The sequence below is a fragment of the Curtobacterium sp. VKM Ac-2884 genome (genome assembly GCF_015350945.1).
Taxonomy (GTDB): Bacteria; Actinomycetota; Actinomycetes; order Actinomycetales; family Microbacteriaceae; genus Curtobacterium.
The window spans coordinates 343,830-356,338 of record NZ_JADKSA010000003.1 but is presented as its reverse complement, the minus strand read 5'-3'; the positions used below and the strand labels follow the sequence as shown (position 1 = coordinate 356,338).

10 protein-coding genes are annotated in these 12,509 nt (G+C 69.4%); 9 read left to right on the top strand and 1 reads right to left on the bottom strand.

Going from position 1 to position 12,509, the window contains the following annotated elements:
• Window positions 1-34: 34 nt before the first annotated feature.
• The 9 genes from uvrA to ITJ60_RS09990 all read left to right on the top strand — a co-directional run bounded on the left by uvrA (window position 35) and on the right by ITJ60_RS09990 (window position 11,218).
• Window positions 35-3,061: an excinuclease ABC subunit UvrA gene (uvrA, locus tag ITJ60_RS10030; protein WP_228510013.1), complete on the top strand. Its 3,027-nt coding sequence runs from the start codon at window positions 35-37 to the stop codon at window positions 3,059-3,061.
• Window positions 3,062-5,146: an excinuclease ABC subunit UvrC gene (uvrC, locus tag ITJ60_RS10025; RefSeq protein WP_194647814.1), complete on the top strand. Its 2,085-nt coding sequence runs from the start codon at window positions 3,062-3,064 to the stop codon at window positions 5,144-5,146.
• Window positions 5,147-5,249: 103 nt separating this feature from the next.
• Entirely contained in the window at window positions 5,250-6,149 is a 900-nt protein-coding gene (rapZ, locus tag ITJ60_RS10020) for an RNase adapter RapZ (protein WP_111083956.1), read from the top strand.
• Window positions 6,150-6,224: 75 nt separating this feature from the next.
• Complete coding sequence (gene whiA, locus ITJ60_RS10015) at window positions 6,225-7,205, top strand: DNA-binding protein WhiA (protein ID WP_111083957.1); 981 nt, start codon at window positions 6,225-6,227, stop codon at window positions 7,203-7,205.
• Between the two features lie 279 nt (window positions 7,206-7,484).
• On the top strand, window positions 7,485-8,489 hold the full coding sequence (gene gap, locus ITJ60_RS10010; protein WP_111083958.1) for a type I glyceraldehyde-3-phosphate dehydrogenase: 1,005 nt from the start codon (window positions 7,485-7,487) through the stop codon (window positions 8,487-8,489).
• A 3-nt stretch (window positions 8,490-8,492) separates the two neighbouring features.
• Window positions 8,493-9,710, top strand: a complete 1,218-nt coding sequence (locus ITJ60_RS10005) for a phosphoglycerate kinase (protein WP_194647813.1) — start codon at window positions 8,493-8,495, stop codon at window positions 9,708-9,710.
• A complete protein-coding gene (gene tpiA, locus ITJ60_RS10000; RefSeq protein WP_194647812.1) occupies window positions 9,707-10,486 on the top strand; it encodes a triose-phosphate isomerase in 780 nt (259 codons plus the stop codon). The genes ITJ60_RS10005 and tpiA overlap by 4 nt, the downstream gene beginning before the upstream one ends.
• A 108-nt stretch (window positions 10,487-10,594) precedes the next feature.
• On the top strand, window positions 10,595-10,846 hold the full coding sequence (secG, locus tag ITJ60_RS09995; protein WP_017887256.1) for a preprotein translocase subunit SecG: 252 nt from the start codon (window positions 10,595-10,597) through the stop codon (window positions 10,844-10,846).
• Window positions 10,847-10,849: 3 nt separating this feature from the next.
• Window positions 10,850-11,218, top strand: coding sequence for an RNA polymerase-binding protein RbpA (locus ITJ60_RS09990; RefSeq protein WP_027465686.1), 369 nt, complete (start codon window positions 10,850-10,852; stop codon window positions 11,216-11,218).
• Between the two features lie 432 nt (window positions 11,219-11,650).
• Here the strand turns inward: ITJ60_RS09990 and pgl are convergent, their stop codons facing one another.
• Window positions 11,651-12,421, bottom strand: coding sequence for a 6-phosphogluconolactonase (pgl, locus tag ITJ60_RS09985; protein WP_111083960.1), 771 nt, complete (start codon window positions 12,419-12,421; stop codon window positions 11,651-11,653).
• Between the last annotated feature and the right edge of the window lie 88 nt (window positions 12,422-12,509).

Below are 12,509 nucleotides of genomic sequence, written 5' to 3'. Positions count from 1 at the left end.
CGGATGTCGGACCCCTTTCGTACAATCGACGGCGATGACAATCACCTCTGACCGCGGCACCGCGACCTCGGGCCGGAACGCCTTCGGCGAGCCGACCGACCCCCACCTCCCCGGCGTGACCGTCCCGACCGGCTCCTCGACGCTCAGCGTCCGCGGGGCCCGGGTGCACAACCTCCGGAACGTCGACCTCGAGATCCCCCGTGACTCCCTCGTGGTGTTCACCGGCCTGTCCGGATCCGGCAAGTCGTCACTGGCCTTCGACACGATCTTCGCCGAGGGCCAGCGACGCTACGTCGAGTCCTTGTCCGCCTACGCGCGGCAGTTCCTCGGGCAGGTCGACCGGCCCGACGTCGACTTCATCGAAGGGCTGTCGCCCGCGGTGTCGATCGACCAGAAGTCGACGAACCGCAATCCGCGGTCGACGGTGGGCACGATCACTGAGGTCTACGACTACATGCGTCTGCTCTGGGCGCGCATCGGGGTGCCGCACTGCCCGACGTGCGGCGAGGTCATCAGCAAGCAGACCGTGCAGCAGATCGCCGACCAGCTCATGGAGTTCGAGTCCGGCACGCGCTTCCAGGTGCTCGCCCCGGTCATCTCCAAGAAGAAGGGCGAGTTCGTCGACCTCTTCCAGGAGCTCGCGGCGTCCGGCTACGCCCGCGCGATCGTCGACGGTGAGCGCATCCAGCTCAGCGACCCGCCGAAGCTCAAGAAGCAGGTCAAGCACGACATCTCGGTGATCGTCGACCGTCTGGTGTCGAACGAGGACATCCTCGGTCGGCTCACCGACTCGCTCGAGACGGCACTGCGCCTGACCGGTGGCACGGTCGGCATCGACCTGGTCGACCACGACGGCCCCGGTGCGGTGCGCACCTACTCCGAGAACCTGTCGTGCCCGAACAACCACCCGCTCGCGCTGACCGAGATCGAGCCCCGCACGTTCTCGTTCAACGCGCCGTTCGGCGCCTGCCCGGAGTGCTCCGGGCTCGGTACGCGCATGTCGGTGGACCCGGACCTGGTGCTCGGCGACCCGGATGCCTCGCTGCGCGACGGCGTCCTGCTGCCCTGGACCGGAGCGAGCGGGCTGTACTCGTACTTCGAGAAGCTCCTCGCCGGCCTCGGCAAGGAGCTCGGGTTCACGCTCGACACCCCGTGGAGCCAGCTCGACGCCTCGGTGCAGGCCGCGATCCTGACGGGCAAGGACTTCCAGGTGTCGGTGTCCTGGCGCAACCGGTTCGGCCGCGAGATGCGCTACACCAGCGGGTTCGAGGGCGTCATGCCCTACATCGAGCGCAAGTTCGCCGAGGCCGAGTCGGACTCGCAGCGCCAGCGCTTCCAGGGCTACCTGCGCGAGGTCCCGTGCCCGGTGTGCGAGGGAACACGCCTCAAGCCCGAGGTCCTGGCGGTCACGGTCGACGGCCGCAGCATCGCCGACGTCACCGACATGTCCCTCGACAATGCGTACGCGTTCATGGACACCCTGACGCTCACCGACCGCGAAGCGCACATCGCCGCGGCGGTGCTGCGCGAGATCCGGGCGCGCCTCGAGTTCCTGCTCGAGGTCGGCCTGAACTACCTGACCCTGGCGCGCGGTGCCGGCGGGCTCTCCGGTGGCGAAGCACAGCGCATCCGTCTCGCGACGCAGATCGGGTCCGGCCTGACCGGCGTGCTGTACGTGCTCGACGAGCCGAGCATCGGGCTGCACCAGCGGGACAACCGCCGCCTCATCGACACCCTGGTCAAGCTCAAGGACCTCGGCAACACGTTGATCGTCGTCGAGCACGACGAGGACACCATCCGCACGGCCGACTGGGTCGTCGACATCGGCCCCGGGGCCGGTGTCAACGGCGGCAACGTCGTGCACTCGGGCTCGTACGAGGGCATCATCGCGAACCGCGAGTCGGTGACGGGGGACTACCTCGCCGGCCGTCGTGCGATCGAGGTCCCCGCCGAGCGTCGCAAGGTCAACCTGAAGCGCACCATCAGCGTGCAGGGCGCACGGGCGAACAACCTGAAGACGATCGACGCCGACTTCCCGCTCGGGGTGTTCACCGCCGTCACCGGCGTGAGCGGGTCGGGCAAGTCCACCCTGGTCAACGACATCCTGTACAAGGTGCTCGCGAACCAGCTCAACGGTGCGCGGCACATCGCCGGCAAGCACACCCGCGTCAAGGGTCTCGACCAGCTGGACAAGGTCGTGCACGTCGACCAGGCCCCGATCGGCCGCACGCCGCGGTCGAACCCGGCGACCTACACGGGCGTGTTCGACCGGATCCGCCAGTTGTTCGCCGAGACACCCGAGGCGAAGACCCGTGGCTACCAGCCCGGTCGGTTCAGCTTCAACGTCAAGGGCGGCCGGTGCGAGAACTGCTCCGGCGACGGCACGATCAAGATCGAGATGAACTTCCTGCCCGACGTCTACGTCGCGTGCGAGGTCTGCGGCGGCGCGCGCTACAACCGCGAGACGCTCCAGGTCCACTACAAGGGCAAGAGCATCTCCGAGGTCCTGGACATGCCGATCAGCGAGGCGGCCGAGTTCTTCGAGCCGATCTCCGCGATCCACCGGTACATGGCGACGCTCGTCGACGTGGGCCTCGGGTACGTCCGTCTCGGCCAGAGCGCGACCACGCTCTCCGGTGGCGAGGCGCAGCGCGTGAAGCTCGCCACCGAGCTGCAGCGCCGTTCGAACGGCCGGACCGTCTACGTGCTCGACGAGCCGACGACGGGTCTGCACTTCGAGGACGTCCGCAAGCTGCTCATCGTGCTGCAGAGCCTGGTCGACAAGGGCAACACCGTCATCACGATCGAGCACAACCTCGACGTGATCAAGTCGGCCGACTGGGTCATCGACATGGGCCCAGAGGGCGGTGCCGGCGGCGGTACGGTGCTCGCGACCGGCACCCCGGAGCACGTGGCGGACGTACCGGAGAGCTTCACGGGCGTCTTCCTGCGGGAGATCTTCGACGCACAGGATGCCCGGGTGGGCAAGCAGCAGGCGGTGGAGGCCCGCACGGCGAGCCGACCGGGCAAGTCGACCAAGCAGAAGGCGGGGGCGCGGTAGGTGGCGGACACCGTTCCGTGGCGCCCGAAGGCGGGGGAGATCCCGACCGACCCGGGCGTCTACCGATGGCGTGACGAGGCCGGCCGGGTGCTCTACGTCGGCAAGGCGAAGAACCTCCGCGCCCGGCTGAGCAACTACTTCGCACCGCTGCCGACGCTGCACGAACGCACCCGGCGGATGGTGCTGACGGCCCGCAGTGTCGAGTGGACGACGGTCGGCTCCGAGATCGAGGCACTGCAGCTCGAGTACACCTGGATCAAGGAGTTCGACCCGCCCTTCAACGTCAAGTTCCGTGACGACAAGTCGTACCCGTACATGGCGATCACCATGGCGGACGAAGCCCCACGGGTGATGGTCACGCGGAACCGGAAGATCAAGGGTGCGAAGTACTTCGGGCCGTACCCGAAGATCTGGGCGGTGCACGACACCATCGACCTGATGATCAAGGTGTTCCCGATCCGCACGTGCTCGGACTCCTCGTACAAGCGCGCGATGCAGACGGGCAAGCCCTGCTTCCCCGGGCAGATCGGCAAGTGCGGCGGTCCCTGCTCGCAGCGCGTCACCATCGAGGAGCACCGTGCGCTCGTCGAGGAGTTCGTGCGGTTCATGAACAGCTACGACCGCCGGGTGATCACCGAGCTGCGCCAGCGCATGGGCGCATCGGCCGACGCCATGCAGTACGAACAAGCCGCGAAGTTCCGCGACCAGGTCGAGGCGCTCGAGGCCGTGCTCGAGAAGTCCGCCGTGGTGCTCCGCGACTCGGTGGACCTCGACCTGTTCGGGATCGCCGAGGACGAACTCGCCGCCGCCGTCCAGCTGTTCTCGGTCCGTGGCGGGCGCATCCGCGGTGTCCGCGGGTGGGTCGTCGACAAGGAGCTCGACATCTCGACCGGTGACCTGGTCGAGCAGATCGTGCAGGGCGTCTACGCCGACAATGAGCTCACGCCGGCCGCCGTCGCCGAGGAACCCCCGCGCGAGGTCGTGGTGCCGACCCTGCCCGAGGACGCCGACGCGCTGCAGCAGTGGCTCAGCGAACGACGGGGTGGCCGCGGCACGAAGCTCAGCACGGCGCAACGCGGTGACCGGGCGGGCCTGGCCCGCACGGCCGCCCAGAACGCCGCCCAGGCGCTGATGCTCTACAAGACGAAGCGGTCCGCCGACTACACGACGCGCTCCGCGGCCCTCGCCGACATCCAGGACGCCCTCGGCATGACCGAGGCCCCGCTCCGCATGGAGTGCTACGACATTTCGCACCTGCAGGGCACGAACGTCGTGGCGTCGATGGTGGTGTTCGAGGACGGACTGCCCCGCAAGGACCAGTACCGCCGCTACACGATCGCCGAGACCACCGACGACACCGACAGCATGTACCAGGTGCTGACGCGGCGTCTGGCGCGCCTCGACGAGGACGCGGACCTGCCGGACGTCCCCGACGTGACGAGCGCCGAGGTGGTCGAGGGCTCCAAGCCCTCGAAACGGTTCGCCTACCGCCCGCAACTGCTCATCGTCGACGGTGGACAACCCCAGGTGCAGGCCGCCAAGCGCGCGCTGGACGAAGCCGGGGTGCAGGACATCGCGCTGGTCGGCATCGCGAAGCGACTCGAGGAGCTCTGGCTGCCCGACGACGACTTCCCGGTGATCATGCCGCGCAACTCCGAGGCGCTCTTCCTCATCCAGCGCATCCGCGACGAGGCGCACCGGTTCGCGATCACGCACCAGCGCACCCGCCGCAAGCGCGACGTGCGGTCCCGGCTGTCGGAGATCCCCGGGCTCGGGCCGTCGCGGGTGAACGCGCTGCTCAAGCACTTCGGGTCCGTGGCACGGCTGCGCGAGGCCACGGCCGACGAGATCAGCGAGGTGAACGGTGTCGGTCCGGCGACCGCTGCGGCGGTGGTCACGAAGCTGCAGCAGACCCCGACGAGCGCGCCGGCCACCAGTGCGGCCAGCCCGACGAGCGCGCCGGACGCCGAGACGGGACCGACGGCAACCCCGGAGCCCGCGGACCCCGCGGATGCTGCGCCGCTCGTCGGGAGCCCGGTGCGGGTCCCCGACGTGACCCGCGACGGTCCGCAGCTGCCCACGTGACGCATCCCGTGCCTCCCGACACCTGTCGGGCGATACCCTGGTCCCGCAGCCGAGACCTCCCCGGGCGACGCGCCCGGGCCGCCACGACGGAGCCCACTCCCAGATGACCGACAGCGCCACAGCGACCGCGCACGCGTCGCAGCACGACATCCTCATCGTCACCGGCATGTCCGGGGCCGGGCGTTCGACGGTCGGCAAGGCCCTCGAAGACCTCGGCTGGTACGTCGTCGACAACCTGCCGACGCAGATGCTGGCACCACTCACCGAACTGGCTGACCGCGCCGGCGAGAAGATCCCGAAGATCGCCACGGTCGTCGACGTCCGCGGCGGACGGTTCTTCACGGACCCGGAGCACGCGGTCGAGCAGGTGCGGTCGACCACGTCCGCACGGGTCCGGGTGCTGTTCCTCGAAGCCACCGACGCCGTCCTCGTGCGGCGCTTCGAGCAGGTCCGACGACCCCACCCGCTGCAGGGCGAGGACACCCTGCTCGACGGCATCGCGCGCGAGCGGACCCGGCTTGCCGGTCTGCGCGAGGCATCCGACATGGTGATCGACACCTCGGACCTCAACATCCACCAGCTCGCGAACACGGTCACCGAGCAGTTCGCCGACGATCACTTCGTGGGTGTTCAGGTGACGCTCATGAGCTTCGGGTTCAAGTACGGACTGCCCGCAGACGCCGACATGGTGGCCGACGTCCGGTTCCTGCCGAACCCCTACTGGGTCCCGGAACTCCGGGCCCACACGGGCCTCGACCAGCCCGTCTCGGACTACGTCCTGGCCCAGGCCGGAGCCCGTCCGTTCGTCGACCGGTACGTCTCCGTGCTCGAGCCGGTGCTCGAGGGGTACCAGCGCGAGAACAAAAGACACGCTACGATCGCCATCGGCTGTACCGGCGGGAAGCACCGCTCGGTCGCCATCGTCGCCGAGTTGGCGAACCTCCTCCGCGGGATGCCTGGCGTCGCCGTGCGTGTGAAGAACCGAGATCTCGGCCGGGAGTGACCGTCCCTCCGGCCGCTCCCCACGCACGTGCCGCCGGAATCGCGGGACCACCAGATGAACGTTAGGAATGATGCTGTGCCGTTGACTGCCGAGGTCAAGGACGAACTGGCCAGGGTCGCCGTGAACCGCAACACGGTCCGCGCCGCCGAACTGGCCACGATCCTCCGGTTCGCGGGTGGCCTGCACGTCATCTCGGGCCGCATCGCGGTCGAGGTGGAGCTCGACACCCGGATCATCGTGCACCGGGTCCGCAAGGACCTCGCCGAGCTGTACGGCGTCCGCAGCGAGGCGTCGGTCGGCTCGTCCGCGTCGTCCCGTCGTGGCACCCGCTACCTGGTCCGCGTGCTCGAGGCGGGGGAGACCCTCGCACGCCAGACCGGTCTGATGGACGCCCGTCGACGCCCCGTCCGCGGGCTGCCGAACCGGCTCACCACGGGCAACCGCGAGGACCTCGCCGCGATCTGGCGCGGTGCGTTCCTCGCCTCCGGCACCCTGACCGACCCGGGCCGGGCCGCAGCGCTCGAGGTCACGTGCCCCGGCAACGAGGCCGCCATGGCCCTCGTCGGTGCCGCGTCACGTCTCGGCGTCGCCGCGAAGGGCCGCGAGGTCCGTGGCGTCCACCGCGTCGTCATCCGCGACGGCGAGGCCATCGGCCAGATGCTCACGGTGATGGGTGCCGCCCGCACCACCGCCGACTGGGAGGAGATGCGGCAGCGTCGCGAGGTCCGTGCGACCGCGAACCGCCTCGTCAACTTCGACGACGCGAACCTCCGCCGCTCGGCGCAGGCCGCCGTCGCCGCCTGCGCCCGCGTCGAGCGCGCGCTCGAGATCCTCGGCGACGAGGTCCCCGACCACCTGCAGTACGCCGGCGCGCTGCGCCTGCAGCACCGCGACGCGTCGCTCGACGAGCTCGGCCAGCACGCCGACCCGCCCATGACGAAGGACGCCATCGCCGGTCGCATCCGCCGACTCCTCGCCATGGCTGACAAGCGCGCGTCCGACCTCGGCATCCCCGGGACGGAAGCGAGCGTCCCCGAGGAGCTCGAGGGCGTCTGAGACGGGTCGTCCGACCTGCATGACGGGAGGCGCAGTGCCAGCTGGCACCGCGCCTCCCGTCCGTTCTGTGGTCGACTTCGCGGGCCGCACCGACGTCCGTCAGGACACCTTGCGGGACCGTCCGGACGGACCGTCATCCGGCACGGTCTGGCAGGGTCCGACTGCTAGGGTCGTTACGGCGACGTTACGGGGCGTATCGTCCACCACACGCGGGCCCGACAGGGCCAGCGCCTCCGAAAGCAGCGCCCCTCGGGCGCTCCACACCCACCAGGAGATCCATTGACCGTCAAGATCGGTATCAACGGCTTCGGCCGTATCGGCCGCAACTTCTTCCGGGCCGCCCTCGCGAAGGGCTCCGACCTCGAGATCGTGGCGGTGAACGACCTCACCGACAACGCCGCTCTGGCGAACCTGCTGAAGTTCGACTCCATCACGGGTCGTCTCGGCGTCTCCGTCGAGCTCGACGGCGACAACATCGTCGTCGACGGCAAGGCCATCAAGGTCCTCGCGGAGCGCGACCCCGCCAACCTCCCCTGGGGCGAGCTGGGCGTCGACATCGTCATCGAGTCGACCGGCTTCTTCACCAAGGCCGCCGATGCGCAGAAGCACATCGACGCTGGCGCCAAGAAGGTCATCATCTCCGCCCCGGCCACCGGTGACGACGTCACCATCGTCCTCGGCGTGAACGAGGACCAGTACGACCCGGCGAACCACAACATCATCTCGAACGCGTCGTGCACGACGAACAGCCTCGCGCCGCTCGCGAAGGTGTTCAACGACAAGTTCGGCATCGAGCGTGGTCTCATGACCACGATCCACGCCTACACCGCCGACCAGAACCTGCAGGACGGCCCGCACAAGGACCCCCGTCGTGCCCGTGCGGCCGCGCTGAACATCGTCCCGACCTCGACCGGTGCCGCCAAGGCCATCGGCCAGGTCATGCCGGAGCTCGCCGGCAAGCTCGACGGCTTCGCGCTCCGCGTCCCGGTGCCGACCGGCTCGATCACGGACCTCACCCTCGAGACCAAGTCCGAGGTCACCGTCGACGAGATCAACGCCGCGTACAAGGAAGCTGCAGAGGGCCCGCTCAAGGGCATCCTGCTCTACAGCGAGGACCCGCTGGTGTCGACCGACATCACGACGGACCCGCACTCCTCGATCTACGACTCCGGCCTGACCAAGGTCATCGGCGGTCTCGTGAAGATCACCTCGTGGTACGACAACGAGTGGGGCTACTCGAACCGTCTCGTCGACCTCACCGAGTACGTCGGCGAGCGTCTGTAGCACATGGCCCTCCGCACCCTCGAGGACCTCGGCGACCTCGCCGGCAAGCGCGTCGTCGTCCGTTGTGACCTGAACGTCCCGCTCAAGGACGGCACGATCACGGACGACGGCCGCGTGCGGGCGTCCCTGACGACCCTCAACACCCTCATCACCGCCGGCGCGCGCGTCATCGTGATCTCCCACCTGGGCCGCCCCGACGGGGAACCCAAGCCGGAGTTCTCGCTCGCGCCGGTCGGCCAGCGGCTCTCCGAGCTGCTCGGCAAAGAGGTCACGTTCGTCGGCGAGACCGTCGGCGACGAGGCGACCGCGGCCGCCGAGGCCCTCGAGGACGGTGACGTCCTGCTGCTCGAGAACCTCCGGTTCAACCCGGAGGAGACCTCGAAGGACGCTGCCGCGCGCTCCGCGTTCGCGGACCGCATCGCAGCACTCGGTGACGCCTTCGTCTCCGACGGCTTCGGTGTCGTGCACCGCAAGCAGGCCTCGGTCTACGAGCTCGCGTCCGCGCTGCCCAGCGCAGCCGGTTCGCTCATCGAGACCGAACTGCGGGTGCTCGAGCGCCTGACCACCTCGCCGGAACGGCCGTACACGGTCGTGCTCGGCGGGTCGAAGGTCAGTGACAAGCTCGGCGTCATCGACCACATCCTGCCCAAGGTGGACACGCTGTGCATCGGCGGCGGCATGCTCTTCACCTTCCTCGCGGCCCAGGGCCACGGGGTGGCGAAGTCGCTGCTCGAAGCCGACCAGCTCGACGTCGTCCGCGAGTACCTCTCGCGGGCGAAGGAGCTCGGCGTGACGATCGACCTGCCGACCGACGTCGTGGTGGCCTCCGGGTTCTCCGCCGACGCGGCGCACGAGACGGTGGCGGCCGACGCGATCGAGTCGTCGTCGTTCGGCACCGACGGCATCGGCCTCGACATCGGCCCGGAGACGGCGGCACGGTTCGCGTCGGCGGTGTCCGGCTCGAAGACGGTGTTCTGGAACGGTCCGATGGGCGTGTTCGAGTTCCCGGCCTTCGCCGCCGGTACGAAGACCGTCGCCAAGGCCCTGACCGAGGTCGACGGCCTCGGTGTGGTCGGCGGTGGCGACTCCGCCGCTGCGGTCCGCTCGCTCGGCTTCTCGGACGACCAGTTCGGGCACATCTCGACCGGTGGCGGTGCGAGCCTCGAGTTCCTCGAGGGCAAGTCGCTTCCCGGTCTCGAAGCACTGGGGTGGTCCGCATGACCCGCACGCCGCTGATCGCCGGCAACTGGAAGATGAATCTCGATCATCTCCAGGCCATCGCCACGGTCCAGAAGCTCGCGTGGACACTGAAGGACGCCCGCCACGACTTCGACGACGTCGAGGTCGCGGTGTTCCCGCCCTTCACCGACCTGCGGAGCGTGCAGACGCTCATCTCGGCCGACAAGCTGCCGATCCACTTCGGTGCGCAGGACCTGTCGCAGTACGACTCCGGTGCCTACACCGGCGACGTCTCCGGCGCGTTCCTGTCGGCGCTCGACGCGCAGTACGTCATCGTCGGACACTCCGAGCGGCGCACGCTGCACGGTGAGACCGACGAGATCGTCGCGGCCAAGACCGCCGCAGCCGTCAAGCACGGCCTCGTGCCGGTCGTCTGCATCGGCGAGACCGGTGAGCAGCGCGAGCAGCGCGGCGCCGGCGTCGTGCCGGTCGAGCAGCTCCGTGTCGTGCTCGACGCCGTGCAGCCGTCCGACATCGTCGTCGCCTACGAGCCCGTCTGGGCGATCGGTTCCGGCCAGGCAGCCACGGCCGAGCAGGCGCAGGACGAGTGCGCCGCGATCCGTCGCGGCATCGCTGCTGCCTGGGGCGACCAGGCTGCTGCCGACACGCGCGTCCTGTACGGCGGTTCGGTCAAGTCCGGCAACATCGCCGGGTTCCTCCGCGAGCCCGACATCGACGGCGCCCTCGTCGGCGGCGCATCCCTCGACGTGCAGGAGTTCGCGGCGATCGCCCGGTTCCGCCAGCACGTCGGGCTGTAGCCACACCTGCTGGCGTCGGGCTGTAGTCCGCACCACTCCCGTCCATGTACCGGCCGTGCCTCGCGCGGCCGGTACACTGGTACGGCTGACTGACACGAAAGGTACGTCGTGGCGATACTCTCCGTCGTGCTGCAGGTCCTGCTCGCAATCACGAGCCTCCTGCTCACGCTCCTCATCCTCCTGCACAAGGGCCGCGGTGGCGGCCTCTCCGACATGTTCGGTGGCGGCGTGACGAGCAACCTCGGGGCGTCCGGCGTCGCCGAGCGCAACCTCAACCGCATCACGGTGATCCTCGGTCTGGTCTGGATCGTCTCCATCATCGTGCTCGGTCTCATCAACAAGTTCACGGCGGGGGTCTGATCCATGGCTAGCGGAGGCAGTGCAATCCGAGGGTCCCGCGTCGGCGCCGGACCGATGGGCGAACAGGACCGTGGGGTCCAGGCCGAGCGTGTGGCGATCTCGTACTGGGACGCCCTCGGCAACGAGGTCGTGCGGTACTTCGCCGCGAACCTCCCGGACGAAGAGATCCCGGAGACGGTCGATTCGCCGTCGAGCGGGCTCCCCGCCGGGCGCGACAAGGAGAACCCTCCCGTGGTCTCCAAGACGGAGCCCTACAAGACGCACCTCGCGTACGTGAAGGAGCGTCGCACCGAGGAAGAGGCAGCGCAGCTCCTCGAGGACGCGCTCCAGCAGCTCCGCGAGCGTCGCGGTACCGCGGCCAAGAAGGCGTAGCGCCCACACACACTGACGAAGGCCCCCGCACCGCGATGGTGTGGGGGCCTTCGTGCGTCGCGGGGGCTCTTGGGCTCCACTCGGCGATTGTGTCCCGCCGAGGTTCCACGACATGCCGCGTGCGTTGCGTCGAGGTTCCACGGCCATCCGGTACGAGCGCCGAGATGCCGAAATCTCGGAACCTGGGGAAGTCGGCGGCCCGGGCGGCCACCGCGGCACGGGGCAGCTCGACGGGCTGGCGGTGCAGCAGCGTGTGGGCGTCGCCGAGGTTCCACGACATGCCGTGTGTGTCCCGCCGAGGTTCCACGGCCGGCCGGTGCGAGCGCCGAGATGCCGAGATTTCGGAACCTCGGGGGCAGGGCCGCGACGGCACGACGGACGGGAGGCCCGGTGCCAACTGGCACCGGGCCTCCCGTCAGGCAGGACGCGCGTCTAGTACGTCGACGCGATGAGGTTCTCGGGGACGTCGCGCGCGGCGTCCTGGTCCACGAAGAAGACGGTGCGCTTGCGACCCTGGACGCCGCCCACGGGGACGTCCTCGACGGAGGCGCCCGCCAGGGCGAGCCCGAGGACCGAGGCCTTCTCGGCACCGGACAGGATGACCCAGACGCGCTGCGAGGCGTTGATCACCGGGTACGTGACCGTCAGGCGCTGCGGCGGCGGCTTGGGGGAGTCGTCGACCGACACGACGGCGCGGTCGGTGACCGTGAGCTGCGGGAACTCGGGGAAGAGCGACGCGGTGTGCCCGTCTGGGCCGACACCGAGCAGCGTGATGTCGAAGCGCGGAGCGACGGCACCCTCGTACGCGGCGTCCTGCAGTTCGCGCTCGTACTGCAGCGCGGCCGCTTCGATGTCGATGCCGGCGTCGGAAGCGGGCATCGGGTGGATGTTCGACTCCGGGATGTCGACGTGGTCGAAGAAGTCGGTCTGCGTCCCCGTGGTGTTGCGGTCGGCGTCACCGGCCGGCACCCAGCGCTCGTCGACCCACCAGACGTGGACCTTCGACCAGTCGACGCTCTCGCGCGCCGGCGACTGGCCGATCGCGGCGAGGACGAGGGACGACACCGAGCCACCGCTGATCGCGATGTCGGCACGCTCCTGCTCGTCGAGCACGTCGATGATCTTGGTGATGAAGCGTGCGGCGACCGAAGCGCCGAGGGCCTGCTTGTCCGGGTGCACGAGCACCCGCCGTTCGTTGGTCACGTGACTCCCGTGTTCGTGGCGGCCGACCGGTCGTACGACCGCCTTCGGTCCGGTCGGGCCGCCTGCACCAGACAGACGACCCGACCGT